Genomic DNA, 23,053 nt, shown 5'->3' on the forward strand with positions numbered 1-23,053 from the left:
ATTGGGGAAAGCTTTAGATGCACTGGGAAACACGCCTGCCCGCCTGCCGCTCGCGCGGATTTTTTTCCGAACGGCGATTGAGTACGCTTGAATCCAATCACTCGACACCTGCCCGAGGAACCCAAACGATGACGCCGACCTCACACGCGACTCCCGACGCCGAAGCTCACATCGACGTCAAACAACAATTCCGTCAGGCCATGGCGCACCTCAGTGCCGCCGTGAACGTCATCACGACAGCCGGCCCGCATGGACGCTGCGGCGTGACCGCAAGCGCCGTGTGCTCCGCTACCGATACGCCGCCCACGCTGCTCGTCTGTCTGAACCGGTCGAGCGCGATGCACGCGACCTTCCAGAGCAACCGGCATGTTTGCGTCAACGTGCTCCCCGGCGAGCACGAATTGCTCGCGCGCCACTTCGCGGGCATGACCCAGGTGCCGATGGAAGAACGCTTCGGCTGGCCGATCTGGGATGAAGGCACGCACGGCGTGCCGGTCTTGCGCGACGCGCTGGCGAGTCTGCAAGGCGAGATCGTCGACCTGAAGGAAGTCGGCTCGCACTCGGTGATGTTCGTGAAGACCACACGCATCAGCGTGCGAAGCGATGGTGACGGGCTGATCTACTTCGATCGCAACTTCCATCGCATCAAACGCGCGGCGTCGCATTGATGCATGACCACGGCGCGTAAGTGGCTCAGGCCACGTCCGCGCGATCGGCGTCGAATTGAAAAAGCGGCGCTGACGCGACGGCTTCGACGAAACAGTCGATCAGATAATCGCAGGCTGACGTATTCAATGCGTCGCGCCGCGAAATGATTCCCACCGACACGCGCGGCAACGCTTCGCGCACCGGCACCGAGACGATGCGCTCGCGAATCCAGTCGGTCTCGAGAAAACTCTTCGGGCAGCACGACAGCAGATTGCTGTTGACCGACAGCGAAAAGCTCGCACTGAACGAGCTGCACTCCACCACCACGTGCGGCGCACTCGCCCCGTGCCGCACGAAAAAATCCTGCAGCGACTGGCCGATGCTTTCGGGTGTCGTGTTCAGCATCCAGTCCGCGCCTTCCAGTTCCGCGATCGACTGCGCATTCGCCAACGGATGCCCCTTGCGCGCCGAGATAATCAACTCACCGTCGAGCAACGAGCGGAACACGAACTCCGGCGCGAGCTTCTTTTCATCGACGATTGCAATGACGAAGTCGAGCGAACCGTCGCGCAGACGCGCGAGAGCGGCTGTGAGAAAACCTTCCTGAACCGAGAGCCGGGTCTTCGGCATGCGCTGCCGGAAGGTATGGATCGCGCGCGACAGGAACTTCAACGACACCAGTGGCGTGACCGCGCACGAGACCGTGCCGCCCTCCTGGCCCGAGAGCAGCACCACATCGTCTTTCGCATGCTGCATCTCGGCGAGGATGAGTTTCGCCCGAGCGCAAACGGCCTGGCCGTACTGCGTGAGTTGTGCGCCACGCGCGCTGCGCGTCACGAGCGGCACGCCCAATTCCTGTTCGAGTTCGCGGATCGCCTTCGTCAATGCAGGCTGGGACAGGCACACCGTCTTTGCCGCGGCGCGGATGCTGCCGTGCTGGGCAATGGCCACTAAAGCGCGCAACTGGTTGTATTTCACGGGCGTGAGCGGTTAGTCGAACCGTTGGTGGAAGGGACTCACGGTCAGCGCCAGAGCGGCGGCTGAAGGCTTGAATCGATGGTACACCGCGATAAAAACCCCGGCCATGCTCCCAAATACGCATTGCCCATGCCGCCCACGGCCGTCCCGCCGGACGCGATAACCCTGCGTTATCACAATAAGAAAAAGCAAATCCAGATGGTTTTTTGAACTCCCTAGACTTTTCATGTCGTCGTCATTGAAGGCGCTGCGCGCCAGTGTCCTGAAGCATCACGGTTCGATTCACCTCCACAGGGATCCCGTTCATGAAGTCACCGTCACTCAGTTCCTCGCTGCACGATGTCAGTCACAGCGCCGCGCACGGCGCCTCGACCCGCGGCTTGATCGTCGCGACGACCATCGGCAACGCATTCGAATTCTTCGACCTCACCGTCTACAGTTTTTTCGCCGTGTTGCTCGGCAAGCTGTTCTTTCCGCTCGCTTCGTCGCAGCAACAACTGCTGCTCTCGGTCGGCACGTTCGGCATCGGCTTCGTTGCTCGGCCGCTCGGCGGCGTGCTGTTCGGCGTGCTGGCCGACCGCTTCGGACGCATCGCCGCGATGAATCTCACGCTCGTCACGATGGCGGTCGGCACCGGCCTGATCGGCGTGATGCCGACCTACGCGCAAATCGGCATCGCGGCGCCGCTCGCTATAGTCGCCGCACGGTTGCTGCAAGGCTTCTCCGCGGGTGGTGAGGTCGGCGTCGCGACCACGCTGCTCGCCGAGCGCGCGCCCACCGCGCGGCGCGGGTTCATCACGAGTTGGCAGTTTGCAAGTCAAGGCGCGGCCGCGTTGGCGGGTTCGCTGGTCGGCTTCCTGCTCTCGCATTACCTCGACAAGGCATCGCTCGAAGCGTGGGGTTGGCGCATTCCGTTCCTCGCGGGCATTCTGATCGCGCCACTCGGCTTGTATCTGCGTTCGCGTCTGGGCAGCGAAGCCGACGCGCCCGCCGACGCCGCGCGCGATTCCGCCGGCGTGCTGAAGACCGTGATGAAACGCGACTGGCGTCTCGTGCTGGTGGCGTTTCTGCTCGTGATCGGCGGCACGTCCGCGCATTTCATCGTGATCTATTACATGTCGACGTATGCGATCAAGGTGCTGCATCTGCCCATGGACGCGGCCTTGTGGTGCGGAATTCTCGCGGGCGCCGTCATGCTGGTGATGTCGCCGGTGGGCGGTATCTGGTCCGACATGTATGGACGCAAACGCGTCACGTTCATCTCGCGCCTGCTGCTGACGCTGCTGATCCTGCCGGGCTTCTATCTGATCGAGCACGCGCCTTCGGTCAGCACGCTTTATCTCGTCGTCTGCGGGCTTGCCGCGCTGCACTCCATCAACGCCGGCGCGAACGGCACCATGCTGCCCGAGATGTTTCCTCGCAGCACGCGCGCGACAGGGCTGTCGATCGCGTATGCCGCGGGCGTGTCCATCTTCGGCGGCTTCGCGCAATTCATCGTGACGTGGCTGATCCAGTCGACTGGCGATCCTGCCGCGCCCGCGTGGTACGTGATCGTCTGCGGCGTGCTCTCGCTGATCGCGCTGCTGTTCGTGGTCGACCGCACGCGCCAGGATATTTGAGCCGCGACTCACGCGTCATTCACTCTCTTTCAACGCGAAATTCTCATGTCAGACATTCTTCATGCCGATGCATCGCTCGCCACGGGCAGCGAACTCTGCGATCTGTCCGCCGTCACCTTGCTGGATCTGCAGCGCAAAAAAACCGTCAGCGCCGTCGAGATACTCGACGCCCACCTCTCGCGTATCGAAGCCGTGAACCCGCAAGTCAACGCGCTGGTGACGATCGCCGACCCCTCGACTTTACGCGCGCGTGCCGCGGAAATCGATACGCAATGGTCGCGTGGCATCTGGCAAGGTCCGCTGCACGGACTGCCGGTTTCGCAGAAGGATCTGACCGCGACGCGAGGCGTGCGCACCACGTTCGGCTCGAAGGTATTCGAACATCACGTGCCGCAACATAGTGCGCTGATCGCGCGCCGCTGCGATGCGGCGGGCGCGCTGATGATCGGCAAATCGAATACGCCGGAGTTCGGCGCGGGCTCGCACACCTTCAACGAGGTGTTCGGCGTGACGCGCAATCCGTGGGACCTGAGCAAATCAGCGGGCGGCAGCAGCGGCGGCGCGGCGGCATCGGTGGCGTGCGGCATGAATCCGCTCGCGTGCGGCAGCGACATGGGCGGCTCGCTGCGCAATCCGGCGGCGTGGAATGCGGTGGTCGGCTTGCGTCCCTCGCCGGGACGCGTGCCGCGCGCGCCGGATTCGAATGGCTGGGCGACGCTCGGCGTGGACGGACCGATGGCGCGCAACGTCGCCGACACGGCCCTGCTGTTGAGCGCGATCGCCGGTCCGTCGGGCGAAACCGCGACGGAGATCGGCGAGCCCGGTTCTCGCTTCGCACTGCCGTTGCGACGCGACTTTCGCGGCACGCGCATCGCCATGTCGGTGCAGCTTGCGGGCCTCGCCGTCGATCCCGAGATTCAGCGCGCCGTGCAGGCCCAGGCCGCCGTGTTCGAGTCCATGGGCTGCGAGGTCGAATTCGCCGACCCCGATCTCGGCGACGTCGAGGACGTGTTCCGCATGGAGCGTGCGTGGATGATCGGCAGTCTCGTCGATCGGCTCGATGAGGACGCACGCACGCAATTGAAGCCGGAGATCGAAGCAGAGTGCCGCCTGCATCGCTCGCTCTCGGCGGCGGATCTGGGCGACATGTTCGTGCGCAAGACCGCGCTGTTCGAGCGTATGCGCCGCTTCATGGACAACCACGCGTTCTACGTGCTGCCCGCCACGCAAATGCTGCCCTTCGATGCCGATCTGCGCTGGCCCACTGAATTCATGGGCACGCCCTACGACTCGTACATCGACTGGATGCGGATCTGCTGGTATCTGTCGTCCACCGAATCGCCGGTGCTGGCGTTGCCGTGCGGGTTCAGCGCGTCCGGCCTGCCGATCGGCCTGCAGATCGCCGGACGCTTTCGCGACGATTGGGGCCTGCTGCAATTCGGCCATGCCCATGAGGCAGCGGCCTCACATGGAGCGATGCGGCCGCCGTTGATCACCGGCTCGCGCTAAACGCTATTCCTTAATCCCGGGTTCTTCCAGTAGCCGGTTTCCCGCCGGCTGCTGGCAGACAAGCAACGCGTGGCTCGCGGGAGCGAACACGTCCGTCACTTTTCGCACTTTCTCCACCTGAGCGTCAGACCACATGAAAAAAACGCTACTGGCAGTATGCCTCGCCGCGACCATTCCGGCAGCCGCGCACGCACAGAGTGCCGTCACGCTATACGGCATCATCGATGAAGGTTTGAGTTATACGAGCAATGCGCCGACGACCAACAGCAACGGCAGCGTCTCGGGCCACAGCGCGGTTCGTCTGTTGAGCGGTGTGATGCAACAAAGCCGCTGGGGTTTGCGCGGATCGGAAGATCTCGGCGGCGGCATGAAAGCGATCTTCATGCTGGAGAACGGCTTCGACGCAAGCACCGGTAAGTTCGGCCAGGGCGGGCTCCTGTTCGGCAAGAAGGCATGGGTGGGATTGTCCGGCGCGTTCGGCACGGTGACGCTCGGGCGGCAATACGATACCAACGTCGATATTCTCGGGCCGTTCGAAGTGGGCGATCAATGGGGCGGCTACATGGCCGCGCATCCGGGCGATCTCGACAACATCAACAACACCAACTCGACGAATAACTCGATCAAGTTCACCAGCAACACGTATGGCGGGTTGACGGTGGAAGCGCTGTATAGCCTCGGCGGCGTGGCCGGCAATTTCTCGCGCAATCGCATCTGGTCAGTGTCCGCCGGCTACGTGAACGGGCCGTTGGCACTGGGTGTGGGATATCTCGACGTCGCCAATCCGAATACGTCTTTCTTCGGCAGTACGGGGAGTCCCGCCGCGACGGTAAATGGCGTGCCGGGGAGCAATATGCTCTCACCGGTGTATTCGGGTTATGCGTCGGCGAAATCCATGCACGTGATCGGCGCGGGGGCGTCCTACCTTTTCGGTGCGGCGACGTTCGGCGCGACGTATTCGAATACGAGCTTTCGCGATCTCGGAGATTTATCTTCAGGACCGAATCCGGCCGGGTTGAGCGGCAATGCGACGTTGAATAATGCCGAGGTGAACTTCAAGTATCAGATTACGCCCGACTTGCTGTGCGGACTCGCGTATGACTACACGAAGGGAAGCTCGGTGAAGGGCATGACCGGAGCGACTTATCATCAATTCGCTTCAGGTATCGATTACTTCGTTTCGAAGCGTACTGATGTTTACTTGATTGGCGTTTATCAGAAGGCGTCTGGAACGGACTCGACCGGCAAGCAAGCCGTTGCCGCGATCAACGGTCCGTCTGCTTCGGCGGATGATAAGCAGGCGGTGGTGCGGATTGGGATGCGGCATAAGTTCTGATTCCGGCTCACAGACGCGGGGCTCACCGTGTACATGCGGCGGCCCCACTCCATTCTATGCGTGAATCGAGGTTGCTCTCGTCCGCAACCATCCATACCACCCCTCCATTCCCTCTCCGCTCTGCGCCGAGACCTGAAGAATCTGCATTTGAGGATTGACACGCTTCGCATACTCAATACACCGCTCGACATCGAAACGCAAATGCGGCAACAAGTCGATCTTGTTCAGCAACAACAAGGAACACGCCCGGAACATATACGGATACTTGATCGGCTTGTCCTCGCCTTCAGTCACCGAAAGAATCAATACCTTGGCTGCTTCTCCCAGATCGAATAACGCCGGACACACCAGATTGCCGACGTTTTCGATCATCACCACCGAATGCAGCGGCGGGTCGAGTTGCGTCAATGCTCTCGACGCCATCTCCGCGTCGAGATGGCACCCGGTGCCGGTGTTGATCTGCACCACGCGCGCGCCGGTCGCGCGGATCCGCTCGGCGTCGTTGAGCGTGGCCTGATCGCCTTCGATCACCGTCAGCGGGAACGCGGTACCCAGATCGCGGATCGTTCTTTCGAGCAATGTCGTCTTGCCGGCGCCCGGCGAACTCATCAGGTTCAGCGCCAGTATCGAACGACCGGCGAGCCAGCCGCGATTGCGTTCGGCTAGTAACTGGTTTTTCGCCAGGATGTCGCGTTCGAGGTTGATCGAGGTGCCATGTTCGTGTTCGTGGTGATGTTCGTGATGGTGGTGGACATCCCCGTGCTCGTGATCATCGTGATGGCTGTGCGAGTGGGAATGCGAATGCGCACTGACACCAACACGAAGACGCTCGCTGACCCGCCGATAAGCAGTTCCGGCCGAGCCCGCGCTACTGCTTTTCGACTGCGACTGAGCCCCATCCCCCGCCGCCGCATCCAGATCAGTCACCGCCGCGCTCTGCGTGTTCGAGCATCCGCATGTCGTACACATCACACCACCTCCATCTGCCGGATCTTCAACTGCTGACCGGAAATCAGTTCGAGACTCTCGCTGCCACAAGCGCATTGCCCGAATGGCACGTCGACCGCGAGCGTCGCGCCGCATGTGAGACAGCGCGCCTCGCCCGGTATCACGACGATCTCGAGCATCGCGCCCTCCACCGCCGTATCCTTCGCGCACACGTCGAAGCAGAACCGGATCGCTTCCGGCATGACGGCCGACAATTGCCCGATCTCCAGCGTCACGCGCCGCACGCGCGCGCCGTGCGCCTGTTCCGCGCAAATCTCGACGACGCTGTTCGCGATACTCAACTCGTGCACGGCGCGCTCTCCTTTGGTGGTTCAGCAGATACGCGGTAATTGCTCACCCACCAGCATATCGACGATACGTCGCCCACCGAACACCGTCTGCATGACGACGAGCCCTCTCGCGTCCGCCTCGCTCCTTTCCACCGCACCGATCACCGCCGCCTCGCGTCCCGCCGGATGCGCGCGCATGGCGGCCAGCACGCGTTCGGCGGCATCCGCCGGCACGACGGCCACCAGCTTGCCTTCATTGGCCAGATACAGCGGGTCCAACCCCAGAATTTCGCAGGCTCCCTGCACCTGTTCGCGCACGGGCAGCGCGGCTTCATCGAGGCGTATCGTCACGTTCGAGCTTTGTGCGAATTCATTGAGCACGGTCGCGACACCGCCGCGCGTCGCATCGCGCAGACAATGAATCTGCGGACAAGCATCGAGCATCGCCGCGATGAGGCCGTTGAGGGGACAGCAATCGCTCTCTATGTCGGCTTCGAGTGCAAGCTGCTGACGCGCTACCAGAATTGCCGCGCCGTGATCGCCGAGATAGCCGTTGACGATCACCACGTCGCCGGGACGCGCGTTGCGCGCCGAGATCGAAACATCGTGGCGCACCACGCCAATGCCCGCGGTGTTGACGAACAGCTTGTCTGCGCAACCGCGCTCCACCACTTTCGTATCACCCGTGACGATCGCGACGCTCGCTTCCAGCGCGACGCGCTGCATGCTCGCCGCGACACGGCGCAGAAGATCGACGGAGAACCCCTCCTCGATCACGACCGCGCACGACAGATACAAAGGTGTCGCGCCGCACACCGCCAGGTCGTTCACCGTACCGGAGACAGCCAGCGTGCCGATGTCGCCGCCCGGAAAGAACAACGGATCGACTACGTAGCTATCGGTCGTGAAGGCGAGCCGGTCGCCGTGCGTGGCGAGATCGGCAAGCGAGAAGACGGCCTGATCTTCCAGCGCCGCGAGCGTGGAATTGTCGAAGGTCGAGACGAACACGTCCTCGATCAGATCGCGCATCGCGCGGCCGCCGCTGCCGTGCGCCAGATTCACGGAGGCGTCGCGCACCCGGTGTGCCGCGCCGGGTTTGATAGCGGTGGCGGCGCGGTCATTCATGGGCCGCCTCGCACGGTGGAAGCGGCAGGCCTCGCAGCAGCCGTAGCGGCCATGCCGCCCGCGCCCAGACATGGCGCCGCCTGAGCCAATGCCTGAGCCGCTGTCTGCGCCGCCGCTTGCCGCGCCTGGCGCCGTTCATCGATACGCGACGTATCGATCCGCCCATAGTTGTAATACGCCGCGCAAGCCCCTTCGCTCGACACCATCAGCGAGCCGAGCGGCGACTCGGGCGTGCACGCCGTGCCGAACACCTTGCATTGATGCGGCTTGATCACGCCCTTGAGCACCTCGCCACATTGACACGCTTTCGGATCGGCGATCTTCACATTCGGCACCGCGAACTTGCGCTCCGCATCGAATCCCGCAAACGCCTCACGCATCCGCACGCCGGAATGATCGATCGAGCCGAGTCCGCGCCACTCGAAAAACTCGCGCGTCTCGAACACGCGCGCCACCGCCGACAAAGCTTGCGCGTTGCCATCCTCCGGCACGATCCGTCCGTACTGGTTCTCGACCTCGCAGCGGCCATCCGCAATCTGCTTGAGCACCATCCACATCGATTGCAGCACGTCGAGGGGCTCGAAGCCGGCCACCGTGATCGGCTTGCGATAGTGCCGCGCGATGAAGTCATACGGCCGCGTGCCGATCACCATGCTGACATGTCCCGGACCAAGGAAGCCATCGAGGTGCAAATCGGGCGAATCGAGAATCGCCTTGATGGTCGGAATGATCGTGATGTGATTGCAGAACAGCGAGAAATTCGTGATCTTTTGCGCGTGCGCCTGCAAGACGGTCATCGCGGTGCTCGGCATCGTCGTTTCGAAACCGAGGCCGAAGAAGATCACCTCGCGTTGCGGATTGAGTTGCGCGATCTTCAATGCGTCGAGCGGCGAATAGACCATGCGCACGTCGGCGCCGTCGGCTTTCGCCTTGAGCAGGCTTTTCCTCGAACCGGGCACGCGCATCGCGTCGCCGAATGTCGTGAAGATGACTTCCGGACGCTCCGCCAGAGCAACGCAATCGTCGACGCGGCCCATCGGCAGCACGCACACCGGGCAGCCGGGGCCGTGAACGAACTCGACGGCGTCGGGCAGCAATTGCTGGATGCCGTAGCGGAATATCGTATGGGTGTGGCCGCCGCACACTTCCATGATCTGCAACGGACGCTGCTTCGCGCGCTCGATGCGCGACACCAGCGCGCGGATTTCCCTCGCGAGCGTTTTCGCCTTGTCCGGGTCGCGAAACTCATCGACGTACTTCATGGCGTGTCTCCCGCAGCCGCCTTGGCCGAAGCGCCGAGACCGCCGCGGTCGTCGGCGAGCAGCGTATGCACGAGGTCCCACAGAATGTGATAAATCGCGACATGGGTCTCCTGCACGCGATGAATGCTGTCGCTTCTCACCACGAGGCAATGATCGAGCGCGGCGCTCGTGGCCATGCGTCCGCCGTCGTGACCGGAGAGTCCGATGGTCAGCAGCTCCATCTCTTTGGCCTTCTCGAACGCGGCCAGCAGGTTCTCCGAATTGCCGCTCGTCGACACGCCGATCAGCGCATCGCCGCGCCGCGCCTGCGCCACCAGTTGCCGAACGAAAATATGATTGAAGCCGACGTCGTTGCCGACCGCCGTCAACATGGCCATATCGGCGACAAGATTGATGGCGGTGAGCGCGGGACGTCCCGTCGTCACGGGATGCAGAAACTCGACGGCGATATGCGCCGCGTCGCAACTCGAGCCGCCGTTGCCCATCGCGAAGAGCCGGCCGCCGCGGCGATACACGTCGGCAATGGCGTGCGCAACGCGCACGACCTCGGGTGCGCTTTCCTCGAAGAAGCGCGTCTTCGCATCCACGCTGTCCTGCGCCTTGGCGCGCACCGATTCGAGCAGGGCCGCATCGAGCCGCTCAGTATCCTGATGCGCGCCGTGCAGGAACGGATACAGCGCTTGCAGCGATTCATGTTCGGGCATGACCGGTCTCCGTGTCCTGGTGACAGCGCGCTCACGGCGCGGCGCGCAGCTCATCCATCTCGCCCTGCGCGACGCCCAGTTCGTGCAGCAGCGCAAGCGTGCGCGCCGCTTCCTGCTCGTCGAGCCGGCTCATCGCAAATCCGACATGCACCAGCACCCATTCGCCGACGCACGCGCTCGCCGGCCGGTCTTCGTCGATCACGAACGCGATATTGATCACGCGCCGCACACCGCCGACATTGACGAGCGCGAGATCGTTCGCCGCATCCGTCACTTCGACGATCTGCCCTGGGATGCCTAAACACATGTCGCTCTCCCCTTTGCCCGTGCAAATATCAACCCTTGTCGCGCTGCCGCGCCGCCGCGATGACCGCCTGCCCAAGCGACAATCCGCCGTCGTTGGCCGGCACCTGGCGATGCGTCAGAACGCGAAAACCGGCTTCGTTGAGGCGCGTTGCGACCTGTTCGAACAGGATGCGGTTCTGGAACACGCCGCCCGATAGCGCGACGCTGCGCGCATCGGCCGGACCGGTCAGCAGATCGGCAAGACACTCCACCATGCGCACGATCGCAATCGCCACGCCCTTGTGAAAACGCGCCGCAATCACCGGCACGGGCGTGCAGCGCAGCAGATCGTCGAGCAAGGCTTCCCACATCGGCCGGGGTTCAATGCAGCGCAACCCACCCGGCACAGTGTTGGTCAACTCGAACGGGTACGCATGCGCGTCGCTATCGTTGCGCAGCGTGTGCTGATCGACCAGCGCCTCCAGTTCGATCGCGGCCTGCCCTTCGTAAAGCACGCGCTCACGGCACACGCCGAGCGTGGCCGCCACCGCGTCGAACAGACGCCCCGCCGAACTTGCGAGCGGGCTGTTCACGCGCTGCGCGATCATCGAGTCGAGCGCGGCGCGCGGACGGCTGCTCAGGAACTGCTGCATCTCGAGACCGCTGTAGTGCCGCGTAAATCCGTACCAGTCGAAAGCCGCCCGCAGATGCGCGTAGGCATTGCGCCACGGCTCGTCGATGGCGCGCGTGCCGCCCGGCATCGCCACCGGTTTGAAGCGGCCGAGCCGCATATAGCCGCGATAGTCGGCCAGCATGAATTCGCCACCCCAAAGCGTGCCGTCGTCGCCGTAACCAAGACCGTCGAGCGCGACGCCGAGCATCGGCAACGCATCGAAGGCGACGCCGTTTTCGGCCATGCAGGCGGCGAGATGCGCGTGATGATGCTGCACTTCGACCACGGGAATCCGCGAGGCTTGCGCGAGCTCGTAGCCGATCTTGCGCGACAGGTATTCGGGATGCAGATCGAGCGCGATCACCTGGGGTTCGTGCTCGAACAACCGCAGATACTGCGCCACCGCGCGGCGATAGTCCGCATACGTCAGCGCGTCTTCCAGATCGCCGATGTGATGCGAGACGATCGCCTGCGCATCTCGCGCAAGGCAGAAGGTGTTCTTGAGTTCGCCGCCCATCGCCAGCACCGCGGGGGTGTCGGCGAAACCTTTGGGCAACAGCAGCGGCGCCGGCGCATAGCCGCGCGCGCGCCGCACGATCCGCGCCGTACCCTGCACCACGCGTGCCACCGAATCGTCGACCCGGCGCGAAATGTCGCGATCGTGCATCAGGAAGACATCGGCGATACGGCCGAGACGCGCGCGGGCGTCCGCGTTGTCGATGCACGGCGGCTCGTCGCTGGTGTTGCCGCTCGTCACCACCAGCGCGGAATCGATCGATTCCGTCAGCAGCCGATGCAGCGGCGTGGACGGCAGCATGAAGCCGAGCGTGCCGACGCCCGGCGCAACACTCGGCGCGACGCATTCGGCGCCACTGGCGGACATGATCACTATCGGTCCGCCGGCGCTCGCGAGCAGCGCGCATTCGGCTTCGTTCGGCGTGCAATACCGGCGCACGGTTTGCAGATCTCGCGCCATCAGCGCGAAGGGTTTGCGCTCACGCCGTTTCAGCCGCCGCAGACGCGCGACGGCGGTTTCATCGCTCGCATGGCAGGCCAGTTGAAAGCCGCCTAAGCCCTTGATGGCAACGATCGCGCCGTGCCGCAACAGCTGGCTCGCCGCGCGGCACGAGTCGTCGCCGTTGACACGGGCGCCATCGCGGCTCTCCAGCCAGACACGCGGGCCGCACGCCGGGCACGCAACCGGTTGCGCGTGAAAGCGCCGGTCGGCGGGATCGTCGTATTCCGCGCGACACGCGTCGCACATGGCGAACGCCGCCATCGTCGTGTTGGCGCGATCGTAGGGAATGGCCTGCACGATCGACAGCCGGGGGCCGCAGTGCGTGCAGTTCGTAAACGGATAGCGGTAGCGGCGGTTCGCCGGATCAGCGATGTCCGCCGCGCAGTCGGCGCAGATGACCGCGTCGGGCGTGACGCCGGTTTGCACATGGCCGCTCACGCTCGGCACGATACGAAAGTCGTTCGCCTCGGCCGCCTCGCTCAACTGATGCCGCTCGATCGCGTCGATGCGCGCGAGCGGCGGACACTCGGCGCTCAGGCTGTCGATGAAGCGCTGCAGCATCCACGCGTCGCCCCATGCGTGAATCAGCACGCCGTCGCTGTCGTTGCACACGTCGCCGACTACGCCGCAGGCATGCGCAAGCCGCCACACGGTCGGCCGGAAGCCGACGCCCTGCACCAGTCCGCGCACGCGAATCTCCTCGCCGATCGGTGCCACGACCGCCGGATGCTGCGTCGAACCCTGCCCGGTGGGCTGTGCATGCGTGCTCATCGCCATCTCCCTGGCCGTTCTCGCCTACATGTTGCGGATGCGGATATAGCGCTTGATGTCCTTCATATTCGCCAACACGCCGACCACCAATGCCGGCAACAACAGGTACTTCAGGAATCCTTTCATGATGTCTCCCGCTTCAGTTATTTCACACCGTATGCATGACGTGTCCACACGCCTCGTATGTCAGGTCACTCGCGCGGCGCGCTGCGCGAGCCTCGCCGTCACGAGCCGCACCACCACTTCAGCGGCGTGCTCCACCGCGGCCGCCACGGGGCCGCTCAAACTCATCCGTCCTTCTTCGCCCTCTTCGCAACCGAAGTCCTGCGGCTCGCAGCCGAGCACGACGACGTCCTCGCAACCGCCGCCGAGCATCCGCACGGTTTGCAGCACCTTGGCCGGGTCCATTTCATGCGGCGACATCAGGATCGGCACGGCGTACGGATCGCCGCTCGCGGCGCCGCCCGAATCTTCGATGGACGGCTCGATCACGTACAACGTGCCGGGCGCGCCGCCACGCTGCGTCGCGTCGATCAGGATCGCGCTGTCCACGCCGTCGAGCAGCGCGTAACACAGATCGACGCCGCGAATGCCGAAGTCCGCGACGTTGACGCCCGCCGCGAATCCCGGCAATTCGCCCGCGGCCACCTGTCCCTGCAAGCGCCGCACCACTTCCACGCCGAAGCCGTCGTCGCCGAGAAACACGTTGCCGATGCCGGCCACCAGAATCGTGCTCATACGCGGCCCCGCCGGGCGCCGGCAGCGTGGCCGAGCGGTTCGATCTCGTCCGGCCCGAAGAAGAACCGATGGCCCGGCATGCGTTGCACGCCGAAGTCCTTGCCCGGATCGTCGTCGATAGTCACGGCGACATGCACGTGGTCGTCGAAATCGCGTTCGATCGATTCGATCGTCGCGACCATGCCGCTCAGCGCGATATCGAAGATGTCCGCGCGGCCGCGCGGGCGCAAGCGCACCTGATCGCCGATGCGAATCTCCACGCCCGCGACCCGCACGCAGGCAAGATGCGGTCGCGCATCGAGTTCATCCCACGGCGAGACGGGCATGACGGTCTGCGTCGGCGAAATCGACGCGCCCACGCTCGCCGCATCGAGCGCGCGCACCTGCCGCAAGGTGCCGTGCAGCTTCTGCATCTGCTCGGCGCCCAGACCTTCGGTGCGCGCGAGCAAGGCCCGAGCGCGCTCGTCGGTGGCGATCATCTCGCGCTTTTCCTCGTCGGTCATGGTGAGAATGCGCAGCGTGAGAATCTCGTCGATCTCCGTGGCGTCGAACAGATCGCCGGCGCTTTCGGGCGCGATCTGCGGGAAATCGTAGAGGATGATCGGCGAGGCGAGCATGGTGTCGGGCCGCTGTTCATCGCCGACCAGCACCGGCCACACGCCGATATTGCGGCACGCGGCCGACGCCGCCGCGAGGTCGTCGGGCGGATCGATCGACGAGATCCATGTGCCGCGCTCGATGGTCAGCACGGTATGGCACGAGACCAGTGCATAGAGCGACGCGGCGTCGCGCGTAAGGCTGCGCGCATGATCGAGCGGCGTCTCGTTGACAATGCGCACTTTCAGCCGATAGACGCCCGCCGCCACGTTCGCCGCACTGATTTCGACGCGGCCTTGCAGCGCCGCGCGCGTGCGGCGCAACGCGCCACGCAGCGTGCCGTGCCGGTCCGCCAGCGGTTCGAGTTCACTGCCGGCATCGAATGAAAAGGGAATATCGCGTGGAGCGTTCAGCAATTCGCCTAGCACCAGCACGGGCAGCGCGAGATGCCGTTCAGCCGCTTCCTGCCACGGCGTGTAGCGCCGTTCGTCGATATCGAGCACCGGCACCGTGCGCCATGCGGGCTCGCCCGACTCCGGCCGCACCGCGGCGTTCTCCGACACGTCCAGCACCATCCGCTCGATCACCTGCAAAAACCCGGGCCGCACCGCGACTCGCGTGTGCTCGCCGCCGCGCAGCAGACACTCGCTTTGCGTCACCCACGGATCGCTGCCGGACGCCTCCGCATAGGCGCGCGGATAGACACCGCCGAAGGTCCACCGTTGCCGGTTCTTCACCGAAGTCGGCCGGTACGGATACAGCATGTAGCCTTCGTACAGCACCGCCTGCACCACGCTCTCGACCGCATTCACGATATGTCCTCCTCGAGCTTGTCGAGCAGGCTCGTGACCGCCTGCTCCCAGCTCGTCAGCCCCCCGCGGGTTTTAAAGCGCGAGAGGCGATCGAACACGTCGCGATGCAGGCATAGCCATGCGCCGTTCGGGTAATAGCGAGCCATCATGTCACGCCATAGCGCCACCGGCAGACGGTACGCCGCCTCCTTATGCCACGGAATCGGCGCGGCCTGCAATGCGCCGTCGGCCTCACGATAGAACACCGTGCCGCTGAACTGCAGCATCAGCGGAATCTCGCCCTCTTCGAGTCCGTGAAAATATTTGGTGGCGGCCAGATTGAAGTCGTAGCTGCACGGCACGGGCAGATCGAGCGTGCATTCGCCGGTAAAGGGGGGCGCCACCGTCGACGCATGCGTCCACAGCATCGTGCGTAACGTATCGCCCCAACGCGGCGGAATGCCGAACAGGTCTTCGAGCCCGTACTGCTCGGCGGGCGCGTAGCGGCGTTTCGCGGCTTCGATCTGGATCTGGCATTGCAGCGTGATGCTGGCGATCTCGCGGTGCGGCGCACTGTCAACCGCCGTATCGACGACATGCAGCTTGAACAACAACAGCGGCGCCGCGGCAAACGGCACCACTTCCGCCGACTCGACGGTGAATCCGAGATCAGGCATGGAGCAAGCCCTCCGGTACGCGGCCCTGGGTCTTCAGCGCGGCGAAGAAGCGGTGGATCGCGTCCCAGGCCTGCCGGCCGCCCGAGACGCCGCGCCAACGCGCGCGAATCACGCCGGTCAGCGCATAACATTGGTCGATCGGCACGCGGTAGTACTCGCGCGCGCCTTCGCTGCGGTTCACGAGCAGCGCCTCGACGTCGGGCTGCAGTTGCGCGAGCCACGGATTGTCGGCGACGAGTTCGGTCCACGCCTGCAGATCCAGCAGCGACTGCGTGCCGCCCGCCGGTCCCGGATACAGCGCGACGATACGTTGCGCCGAACTGTCGTGGAAGAAGAAAGCCATGTCGATGGGAATCGCCAGCGCATCCCACTGCGCGTCGCTCATGCGAAAGCCGTCGAGATAACGCGCGTCGCGCGGTACCGGACGATAGCGCGCGTTCTGCTGATTGCCGAACAGCAGCGCGCAGGCACGGCAGCAGCAATACAGTTGACGTTTGGCGATTTCGAACAGATGAGGATGGTCGGCCAGCAGCAACGCGCCGCACAACTCGCAGTGCGTGTCGTCGGTCTGGCGCACGAAATGGCGCACGGCCGCGACCCAGCCGCGCGTCGTGGCGGCGGCGGGTGTCATTGCGCGCCGGCCTCGGTCCGGCTGGCTACCTTGGTGTGCTCAGTGCGCGCCTCGGTGTGCGTATTAGGCACGAAGCGCAATTCATGCACGTTGACGTCCTGCAAACCCGCGATGTCGACGCGCATCGCCTCGGGCGCCGCTTCGAAAATCGCAAGCTCGATTTCCTGCTGCAATTCGCCGACCGAATTGTGCTTGCCTTGCAGACGCCCGCCCACTTTCACGCGCACCGCTTCTTCGGCGGCGTCGAGCAATTCGATCTGGATGCCCTGCACGCCGAGCAGCGGCCGCATCTTCTCCACCGCACGCGACACACGCGTCGGCAGGTCTTGCGGATGCAAACCATGCAACAGCAGCAGCGCCGATACACTGGCGTCGCGTTCGAACGCTTCGAGCATGGCGTCGTCCATCGCCCCGGCGGACGAGACGATTTCCAGCAGACGCGCGAGCCCGTTCGTATGCAGATCGAGCACCACCTGTAGCAGTTCCTGTGCGCTTTCGCGCGCCGGCGGATCGTCGAGCGTCTCCAGCGCCGCAATCAGCTCCTCGATGCGGCGTTGCTGGGCGGCGACCGCCCGCTGGTCGCTCGTCTGGGTGCTCACGTATGCGCTCCCTGCATCACGCCGAAGGTCGGCGAGTGCGAGGTATCGATGGTCTTGCCGTTGCCCACATACATATGCACGCCGCACGGCAGGCACGGATCGAAGCTGCGCACCGCGCGCATGATGTCGATGCCCTTGAACTTGTCGGGGCCGTTCTCTTCGAAGATCGGTGTGTTCTGCACCGCGTCTTCATAAGGTCCGGGCGTGCCATAAATATCGCGTGGATTGGCATTCCACGGCGTAGGCGGATACGGATGATAGTTGGCGATCTTGCCCTCGCGAATCACGAGGTGATGCGAGAGCACGCCGCGCACCGCCTCATGGAAGCCGCAGCCGAGGCCTTCTTCCGGCACCGTGAAATCGCTGAACGTGCGGGTGCGGCCCGCGTGCAATTCGGCGAGCGCCTGCTCGGCGAAATACAATGCCGCCGCTGCCGAATAAGCCTGAAAATACGTGCGGGCGCGATCGCGTTCGAGCGCGTTGCTCCACTTCGGAATCTTCCACTCGAATTCGACTTCGGGCTTGAGCGCGGTCTTCGGCAAATAGATCTTCACGCTATGACCGGTCGCCTTGATATAGCCGATATCCACCAGTCCCGCCAACGCCGTGGCCCACAGTCGCGCAATCGGACCGCCGCCGGTATCGAGCGCAAGGTGGTCGCCCGTGCGTTTGTCGAGCCAGCGCGGCGACATCACCCACGTATAGTTGCCGTCGAATTTGCGCTTCTGCGGATGCGGCAGCGTGGTCTGATTCCACGGATGCTTGCGGTCCACCGGATTGCCGAGCGGGTCGTTCTTCACGAAGGTTTCTTCGTGATCCCAATCGTCGTAATAGGAACTGCCGAGCAGAATGCGAATGTTCAGGTTGATGTCGACGAGGTCGGTCGTGACCAGTTCGCCGTCGACCACCACGCCCGGCGTGACGAACATGCCGCGGCCCCATTGCGTCATGGTGTTGTAGTTGTAGTCGCACACGTTCGGGTCCTGAAACGAGCCCCAGCAGCCGAGCAGAACGCGGCGCCGGCCCACTTCTTCATAACCGGGCAGTGCCTCGTAGAAAAAGTCGAACAGATCGTCGTGCAGCGGCACGACCTTCTTCATGAACTCCACGTATTTCATCAAGCGCGTGATGTAGTCGGTGAAGAGCTGAATGGTCGGCACGGTGCCCACACCGCCGGGATACAGCGTCGACGGATGCACGTGGCGCCCTTCCATCAGGCAGAACATTTCACGCGTGTAGCGGCTCACCATCAGCGTCTCGCGGTAGAACTCGCCGGTAAACGGATTGAGCGCGGTCATGATCTCCGCGATGGTTTTATAGCCGTGCTTGTCCGCGTGCGGCGCGGGTGTTTTCTGGGCCTTGGCCCACACGCCCGGATTGGTCTCCTTGACCATCGTCTCGCAGAAGTCCACGCCCACCAGGTTGTCCTGGAAGATGTTGTGATCGAACATGTATTCGGCCGCTTCGCCGAGATTGACGATCCATTCGGCGATCGGCGGCGGCTTCACGCCGTAGGCCATGTTCTGCGCGTAGACCGAGCAGGTCGCGTGATTGTCGCCACAGATGCCGCAAATGCGGCTCGTAATGAAATGCGCGTCGCGCGGGTCCTTGCCCTTCATGAAAATGCTATAGCCGCGAAAGATCGACGACGTGCTGTAGCATTCCGCCACTCGCCGATTCGCAAAATCGATCTTGGTGTAAATCCCCAGACTGCCGACGATCCGCGTGATCGGATCCCAGTTCATTTCGACCAGCTTGCCCGGCGCTGCCTGGGTGGTGCTGGTCGCTTCAGGTGCGGTGCTGACGGCCATGACCTTCTCCTGCTGACTATGCTGACGACACTGACTGCGCGTATTCCGCTCGCTCAGCGACGATAACCGGTGGTGAGTTCCGAACGGTTGTGACGCCATTTCGGCTCATCGTTGAGCGTGTTTTTGGTCAGCTTGCGCAAGCTGCGGATCAGCGGGCCATAGCTCCTGATCAGATTGGACGACAGCACCGCGCCGGGCGGCTCGTCCATGAACGGCATGAACTTGTCCGGGAAGCCCGGCATCGTGCAGCCGATGCAGATGCCGCCCACGTTCGGACAACCGCCGATGCCCGCCATCCAGCCGCGTTTGGGCACGTTGCATTGCACGACAGGTCCCCAGCAACCGAGCTTGACGATGCAATTCGGGCTGCCGTATTCGGTCGCGAAGATCGCCTGCTCGTACGAACCCGCCCGGTCGCAACCATCGTGCACGGTGCGGGTGAACAGCCACTTCGGCCGCAACGCTTCGTCGAGTGGAATCATGGGCGCGAGGCCCGCGAGCTGATACAGCAGATAGAGCAGCGTCTCCATGAAGTTGTCCGGCTGCACCGGGCAGCCCGGCACGTTGACGATCGGCAGGCCCGCTTTCGACTTCCAGTCCCAGCCGAGATAGTCGGCAAGACCCATGCAGCCGGTCGGGTTGCCTTGCATCGCGTGAATGCCGCCATACGTCGCGCAGGTTCCCGCGCCGACCACCGCCAGCGCGCGCGGCGCGAGCCGGTCGAGCCATTGCGGAATCGTGATCGGGTCGCCCGTATCGGGGTCGGTGCCCAAGGCGGCCCAATAGCCCTCGCGATTGATACGCTCGTTGGGAATCGAGCCTTCCATCACCAGCACGAAGTTGTCCAGCTCGCCACGCGCGGCCTGGTGAAACGGCTTGAGAAACTCGTCGCCGTTTTCATACGCGAGCACGGGATTGTGTAAATGGACCTTCGGCAAGCCGGGAATCGCGCCGAGAATCACGTCCTCGATACTCGGCTGGGTGGCGGCGGTAATGGAGACCGAATCGCCGTCGCAGCCGAGGCCCGCGGTAATCCAGATGATGTGCACTTCCTTGAGGGCCGGCGCGTGCTGAGTCTTGCGCCCATAGGGGACGTTGTCTGCTTCTGCCATGATGTGTCTCCACTGCGTTCACGTTCTTCTGGACAGGCAAAGATACGTGGCGAGCGCCGCACGGCAGTCACGTGTCCAGCAATCGATCAGGGGTCATTTCCGCGTGGGGAGCGGTTAAAAAGATCGGATTTGCTGCATGTTTTCGTTTGAATGGTGCTCATCGCAATGAGCCCGCAAAACTTTTTCGAGTATAGGTCAGCGATACGGAATAACCCAATTTTCATAGCTTATTGGCGAAGCTTTACGCACCGCGATAGCCGCATCCATGCACCCTGTTCAATTCTCTGACGATAGCCCCTAAGGGTTTGCGCCAAACTGATCTGCCGTTATGTGCTAATCAGGAACGGATCTCCATTTCTCCGATTCGCTGCCATTTGTAGACCGCCACGGACAATAACCAGGCGGCCGCGAATACGCCGACGATCGCATAGCCGAGCATGCCAAAGTTATCGTTGAGAACCGCCACGGTCTGCCAGAATCCGCCATTCAGATGCAGCTTCTCAGCCGCGAGCCCAAGGCCTTCGATGCTGCCGACCAGCAGCGCCACCAGCACCGAAATCGTCGTGATGGCGAGGTTGTAGTAGAGCTTGCGGACCGGCTTCACGAAGGCCCAGCCGTAAGCGCCCAGCATGAGGATGCTGTCGGTGGTATCGATCAGCGTCATGCCCGCCGTAAACAGCACCGGGAACACGAGGATCGACCAGATCGACATGCCTTGCGCGGCGCCCGCCGCGGAAATGCCGAGCAAGCCGACTTCGGTCGCGGTGTCGAAGCCGAGGCCGAACAGAAAGCCGAGCGGATACATGTGCCAGCTTCGTGTGATCAGGCGAAACAGCGGCCGGAACATGCGCGCGAGAAAACCGCGATTGGCGAGCAGCATGTCGAGATCTTCGTCGACGTAGGGCTCGCCGCGGCGCACGCGCCGAAACGCGCGCAGCACGGAGCGCAGCACGATGAGGTTCAGCAGCGCGATGGCGAACAGGAAAAACGTCGACACGAGCGTGCCGATCATCGCGCCTGTTTCCCTGAATCCGCTCAGCCGGGTTTGCAAGGCCATCGCGGTGACGGCAATGCCGAGCGTCGCCAATACGACGATGGTGGAGTGGCCGAGCGAGAACATCAGCCCTGCTGTCAGCGGACGCTGGCCGGACTGCATCAGCTTGCGCGTGACGTTGTCGATGGCGGCGATGTGGTCCGCGTCAACGGCGTGCCGCAAACCGAGCGAGTAAGCCAGCAGACAGGAACCCATCAGCAGCGGATAGCCACGAAACGCCATGAAGGCCGCAAGCCACGCGGCGAGATTGAAAGTCAGTAGCAACGCGTAGAGCCACGCGATGCGCCGGCGCTGATGGCCGGACGCCGCTATCGGGAATGCCTTCACGAACTCCGTCATGTGTTCTTCTCCTCGGAGCGAAGGCGAAGGCGGCTGCTTTGCACAGCCAGGCGCTCGATGCGTCTTTTCGATAATAGACCTTTTCAGACGCTGCGCCATCGCTCGATGGATGACGCAGCGCATCACCGCTTCAGGCTACTTCACATTGAACGCATAGTCGCCATGGGTGCGATGCCCGTCCGACGCCACGGCCACCCAATGCACCGTGTAGCGACCGGCCGCGAGCGGCGGCAGCGGCACGGCGACCAGCGCCGGCTGATGCTCGTCGACCGCGGCTTTCTGCGTGTTGACCTGCTTGCCGCTCGCGTCGGTCACCGTCAGCGAACTGAACGCCGCTTCGAGCGGCCCGTCGAAAATCACCCGCACCTGCGCGGGTGACGCCACCGTCGCGCCCGCTCCCGGCTCCTGCTTTTGAGGGAACACGTGAGCGAAGGCCGCGCTCGCGAGCGCGAGGCCGGCGAACAGCGCCGCCAGTTTCGCCGCGGCATTGATACCGCGCAAACGTCGGTGTTTCATCGTGCCATTCATCATCACTCTCCTGCGTTACTGGAACAGCGGTTTGCCGATCGTGGTCGGCGCGACATCGTCGAAGAAGATATGCGCCTGCACCAGAATGCCCACATGCGAGCCGCTCGCACGATTGATCGGGATCTGCGCCTCCACGCCGAACTGCCCATAACGGTTGATCCAGATGAAGCCCGGATTGACCGTGCCGGTCGTCTGCCCCTGGCTGCGCGACAGCGGGATTTCCACCAGCGGAATCAGATTGGCGAACGGCTGCGGCAGGCCGACGTCGCGCACGTGCTGCTGCAGATACGGCAAGCTGTATTGCACGGTGAAGCCGTAGTTGAAGGCGTTCGGCTGTCCCGCGCCGGTGGTCAGCGCCGGTCCCGCTTCACCCGTGATGGCGATCGGCCGTAGATACGCCAGCGAGTCGGGCAGATCGCCCATGCCCTTGCCGGCAAAGATGGTCGGCGAGATTGTCGAGAAGTTGTCGGCGATCGCGCGGCTGCCCGTGCCGCCGAGTTCGGCAGCCACACCGATCGAGGTCATGAATTCGTGCGCGTCGTTGACGTATAGCAGGTACTTTAAGCCGACGCCGAAGTTGTCGAAGCCGCGCGCCCGCGGATTGTTCTGCATTGCATAAGTGCCGTCGACGGACACCGCGAGCCGCGGCGTGATCAGCTTGTCGTATTCGAAGTCGAAGGTGTTGATGCTCTGGTCGCCGTTGTCGCCCGGCACGCGTTGGTGGCCGAACTCGAAGTTGGCTTCGTCGCCGACGCCGGGGTCATCGACGGCCATCGTCGATGGGAAGACACGGTTGCCCGCAATGGCGTGGGCGCCGGCGAGCGTTGGCGCGCACAGCAATGCGCCGGCGGTGGCGGCGAGAAGCGCCGCCGAGCGCAGCGGTTGCGCGCGTGGCGTTGTGTGGGTAGGCATGATTCATCCTGTTTCATGGGTCGTGACAATGCCGGCGCGCGCAGTCGATAGGGACGCGC

At 63.6% G+C, this 23,053-nt stretch carries 23 protein-coding genes; 4 read left to right on the top strand and 19 right to left on the bottom strand.

Going from position 1 to position 23,053, the window contains the following annotated elements; all coding sequences use genetic code 11:
- Positions 1-128 precede the first annotated feature (128 nt).
- Entirely contained in the window at positions 129-668 is a 540-nt protein-coding gene (gene hpaC, locus PQR42_RS35055) for a 4-hydroxyphenylacetate 3-monooxygenase, reductase component (protein WP_408389978.1), read from the top strand.
- Positions 669-693: 25 nt separating this feature from the next.
- On the opposite strand, the gene PQR42_RS35060 is transcribed toward hpaC, so the two are convergent.
- Positions 694-1,626, bottom strand: a complete 933-nt coding sequence (locus PQR42_RS35060) for a LysR substrate-binding domain-containing protein (protein WP_408215902.1) — start codon at positions 1,624-1,626, stop codon at positions 694-696.
- A 305-nt stretch (positions 1,627-1,931) separates the two neighbouring features.
- Here PQR42_RS35060 and PQR42_RS35065 point away from each other — a divergent pair, with 305 nt between their 5' ends.
- From PQR42_RS35065 to PQR42_RS35075, 3 genes are all read left to right on the top strand, one after another.
- Positions 1,932-3,245 carry an MFS transporter gene (locus PQR42_RS35065; RefSeq protein WP_408215904.1) on the top strand — a complete coding sequence of 438 codons (1,314 nt, stop codon included), beginning with the start codon at positions 1,932-1,934 and terminating at the stop codon, positions 3,243-3,245.
- A 45-nt stretch (positions 3,246-3,290) separates the two neighbouring features.
- On the top strand, positions 3,291-4,754 hold the full coding sequence (locus PQR42_RS35070; RefSeq protein ID WP_408389976.1) for an amidase family protein: 1,464 nt from the start codon (positions 3,291-3,293) through the stop codon (positions 4,752-4,754).
- Between the two features lie 133 nt (positions 4,755-4,887).
- A complete protein-coding gene (locus PQR42_RS35075) occupies positions 4,888-6,090 on the top strand; it encodes a porin (RefSeq protein ID WP_408389974.1) in 1,203 nt (400 codons plus the stop codon).
- Positions 6,091-6,144: 54 nt separating this feature from the next.
- Here PQR42_RS35075 and hypB read toward each other — a convergent pair whose 3' ends face one another.
- The 18 genes from hypB to PQR42_RS35165 form a co-directional block, all read right to left on the bottom strand.
- A complete protein-coding gene (hypB, locus tag PQR42_RS35080; protein ID WP_408389972.1) occupies positions 6,145-7,059 on the bottom strand; it encodes a hydrogenase nickel incorporation protein HypB in 915 nt (304 codons plus the stop codon).
- The gene (gene hypA / locus PQR42_RS35085) at positions 7,059-7,388 is read right to left on the bottom strand and encodes a hydrogenase maturation nickel metallochaperone HypA (protein ID WP_408215914.1); all 330 of its coding nucleotides are present in this window, start codon (positions 7,386-7,388) and stop codon (positions 7,059-7,061) included. The genes hypB and hypA overlap by 1 nt, the downstream gene beginning before the upstream one ends.
- A gap of 21 nt (positions 7,389-7,409) precedes the next feature.
- Positions 7,410-8,492, bottom strand: coding sequence for a hydrogenase expression/formation protein HypE (hypE, locus tag PQR42_RS35090; protein ID WP_408215917.1), 1,083 nt, complete (start codon positions 8,490-8,492; stop codon positions 7,410-7,412).
- The gene (hypD, locus tag PQR42_RS35095) at positions 8,489-9,754 is read right to left on the bottom strand and encodes a hydrogenase formation protein HypD (protein WP_408389970.1); all 1,266 of its coding nucleotides are present in this window, start codon (positions 9,752-9,754) and stop codon (positions 8,489-8,491) included. The genes hypE and hypD overlap by 4 nt, the downstream gene beginning before the upstream one ends.
- Complete coding sequence (locus PQR42_RS35100; RefSeq protein WP_408389968.1) at positions 9,751-10,458, bottom strand: D-sedoheptulose-7-phosphate isomerase; 708 nt, start codon at positions 10,456-10,458, stop codon at positions 9,751-9,753. The genes hypD and PQR42_RS35100 overlap by 4 nt, the downstream gene beginning before the upstream one ends.
- A 31-nt stretch (positions 10,459-10,489) precedes the next feature.
- Complete coding sequence (locus PQR42_RS35105) at positions 10,490-10,765, bottom strand: HypC/HybG/HupF family hydrogenase formation chaperone (protein ID WP_408389966.1); 276 nt, start codon at positions 10,763-10,765, stop codon at positions 10,490-10,492.
- Positions 10,766-10,793: 28 nt separating this feature from the next.
- On the bottom strand, positions 10,794-13,205 hold the full coding sequence (gene hypF / locus PQR42_RS35110) for a carbamoyltransferase HypF (RefSeq protein ID WP_408389964.1): 2,412 nt from the start codon (positions 13,203-13,205) through the stop codon (positions 10,794-10,796).
- A gap of 24 nt (positions 13,206-13,229) precedes the next feature.
- The gene (locus PQR42_RS35115; RefSeq protein ID WP_370707810.1) at positions 13,230-13,331 is read right to left on the bottom strand and encodes a DUF6893 family small protein; all 102 of its coding nucleotides are present in this window, start codon (positions 13,329-13,331) and stop codon (positions 13,230-13,232) included.
- A 60-nt stretch (positions 13,332-13,391) separates the two neighbouring features.
- Entirely contained in the window at positions 13,392-13,943 is a 552-nt protein-coding gene (locus PQR42_RS35120) for a hydrogenase maturation protease (protein ID WP_408389962.1), read from the bottom strand.
- Entirely contained in the window at positions 13,940-15,352 is a 1,413-nt protein-coding gene (locus PQR42_RS35125) for a hypothetical protein (RefSeq protein ID WP_408389960.1), read from the bottom strand. Before PQR42_RS35125 ends, PQR42_RS35120 begins: the two co-directional genes overlap by 4 nt.
- A complete protein-coding gene (locus tag PQR42_RS35130) occupies positions 15,349-16,008 on the bottom strand; it encodes a DUF6084 family protein (protein WP_408215938.1) in 660 nt (219 codons plus the stop codon). The genes PQR42_RS35125 and PQR42_RS35130 overlap by 4 nt, the downstream gene beginning before the upstream one ends.
- A complete protein-coding gene (locus PQR42_RS35135) occupies positions 16,001-16,639 on the bottom strand; it encodes a DUF5947 family protein (RefSeq protein WP_408389958.1) in 639 nt (212 codons plus the stop codon). The genes PQR42_RS35130 and PQR42_RS35135 overlap by 8 nt, the downstream gene beginning before the upstream one ends.
- Entirely contained in the window at positions 16,636-17,238 is a 603-nt protein-coding gene (locus PQR42_RS35140; protein WP_408389956.1) for a NifU-related iron-sulfur-binding protein, read from the bottom strand. Before PQR42_RS35140 ends, PQR42_RS35135 begins: the two co-directional genes overlap by 4 nt.
- On the bottom strand, positions 17,235-19,049 hold the full coding sequence (locus tag PQR42_RS35145; RefSeq protein ID WP_408215946.1) for a nickel-dependent hydrogenase large subunit: 1,815 nt from the start codon (positions 19,047-19,049) through the stop codon (positions 17,235-17,237). The genes PQR42_RS35140 and PQR42_RS35145 overlap by 4 nt, the downstream gene beginning before the upstream one ends.
- A 53-nt stretch (positions 19,050-19,102) precedes the next feature.
- Complete coding sequence (locus PQR42_RS35150) at positions 19,103-20,161, bottom strand: NADH-quinone oxidoreductase subunit B family protein (RefSeq protein WP_408215949.1); 1,059 nt, start codon at positions 20,159-20,161, stop codon at positions 19,103-19,105.
- A 337-nt stretch (positions 20,162-20,498) separates the two neighbouring features.
- Entirely contained in the window at positions 20,499-21,554 is a 1,056-nt protein-coding gene (locus PQR42_RS35155) for a HoxN/HupN/NixA family nickel/cobalt transporter (protein WP_408215952.1), read from the bottom strand.
- A 135-nt stretch (positions 21,555-21,689) separates the two neighbouring features.
- Positions 21,690-22,082 carry a copper resistance CopC family protein gene (locus tag PQR42_RS35160; RefSeq protein ID WP_408390059.1) on the bottom strand — a complete coding sequence of 131 codons (393 nt, stop codon included), beginning with the start codon at positions 22,080-22,082 and terminating at the stop codon, positions 21,690-21,692.
- Positions 22,083-22,097: 15 nt separating this feature from the next.
- On the bottom strand, positions 22,098-22,994 hold the full coding sequence (locus PQR42_RS35165) for a hypothetical protein (protein ID WP_408215954.1): 897 nt from the start codon (positions 22,992-22,994) through the stop codon (positions 22,098-22,100).
- Between the last annotated feature and the right edge of the window lie 59 nt (positions 22,995-23,053).

The sequence above is a fragment of the Paraburkholderia sediminicola genome (genome assembly GCF_046027355.1).
In the GTDB taxonomy this organism is placed as follows: domain Bacteria; phylum Pseudomonadota; class Gammaproteobacteria; order Burkholderiales; family Burkholderiaceae; genus Paraburkholderia; species Paraburkholderia sediminicola_B.

What these genes read in the sequence shown, in the direction of transcription:
- hypE (WP_408215917.1), bottom strand. Translation starts at nt 8,492, where the DNA reads ATGAATGACCGCGCCGCCACCGCTATCAAACCCGGCGCGGCACACCGG.
- PQR42_RS35100 (WP_408389968.1), bottom strand. Translation starts at nt 10,458, where the DNA reads ATGCCCGAACATGAATCGCTGCAAGCGCTGTATCCGTTCCTGCACGGC.
- PQR42_RS35075 (WP_408389974.1), top strand. Translation starts at nt 4,888, where the DNA reads ATGAAAAAAACGCTACTGGCAGTATGCCTCGCCGCGACCATTCCGGCA.
- hypF (WP_408389964.1), bottom strand. Translation starts at nt 13,205, where the DNA reads ATGAGCACGCATGCACAGCCCACCGGGCAGGGTTCGACGCAGCATCCG.
- PQR42_RS35115 (WP_370707810.1), bottom strand. Translation starts at nt 13,331, where the DNA reads ATGAAAGGATTCCTGAAGTACCTGTTGTTGCCGGCATTGGTGGTCGGC.
- PQR42_RS35070 (WP_408389976.1), top strand. Translation starts at nt 3,291, where the DNA reads ATGTCAGACATTCTTCATGCCGATGCATCGCTCGCCACGGGCAGCGAA.
- PQR42_RS35130 (WP_408215938.1), bottom strand. Translation starts at nt 16,008, where the DNA reads ATGCCTGATCTCGGATTCACCGTCGAGTCGGCGGAAGTGGTGCCGTTT.
- PQR42_RS35150 (WP_408215949.1), bottom strand. Translation starts at nt 20,161, where the DNA reads ATGGCAGAAGCAGACAACGTCCCCTATGGGCGCAAGACTCAGCACGCG.
- PQR42_RS35105 (WP_408389966.1), bottom strand. Translation starts at nt 10,765, where the DNA reads ATGTGTTTAGGCATCCCAGGGCAGATCGTCGAAGTGACGGATGCGGCG.
- PQR42_RS35120 (WP_408389962.1), bottom strand. Translation starts at nt 13,943, where the DNA reads ATGAGCACGATTCTGGTGGCCGGCATCGGCAACGTGTTTCTCGGCGAC.
- hpaC (WP_408389978.1), top strand. Translation starts at nt 129, where the DNA reads ATGACGCCGACCTCACACGCGACTCCCGACGCCGAAGCTCACATCGAC.
- hypD (WP_408389970.1), bottom strand. Translation starts at nt 9,754, where the DNA reads ATGAAGTACGTCGATGAGTTTCGCGACCCGGACAAGGCGAAAACGCTC.
- PQR42_RS35135 (WP_408389958.1), bottom strand. Translation starts at nt 16,639, where the DNA reads ATGACACCCGCCGCCGCCACGACGCGCGGCTGGGTCGCGGCCGTGCGC.
- PQR42_RS35165 (WP_408215954.1), bottom strand. Translation starts at nt 22,994, where the DNA reads ATGCCTACCCACACAACGCCACGCGCGCAACCGCTGCGCTCGGCGGCG.
- PQR42_RS35145 (WP_408215946.1), bottom strand. Translation starts at nt 19,049, where the DNA reads ATGGCCGTCAGCACCGCACCTGAAGCGACCAGCACCACCCAGGCAGCG.
- PQR42_RS35160 (WP_408390059.1), bottom strand. Translation starts at nt 22,082, where the DNA reads ATGAATGGCACGATGAAACACCGACGTTTGCGCGGTATCAATGCCGCG.
- PQR42_RS35155 (WP_408215952.1), bottom strand. Translation starts at nt 21,554, where the DNA reads ATGACGGAGTTCGTGAAGGCATTCCCGATAGCGGCGTCCGGCCATCAG.
- PQR42_RS35065 (WP_408215904.1), top strand. Translation starts at nt 1,932, where the DNA reads ATGAAGTCACCGTCACTCAGTTCCTCGCTGCACGATGTCAGTCACAGC.
- hypB (WP_408389972.1), bottom strand. Translation starts at nt 7,059, where the DNA reads ATGTGTACGACATGCGGATGCTCGAACACGCAGAGCGCGGCGGTGACT.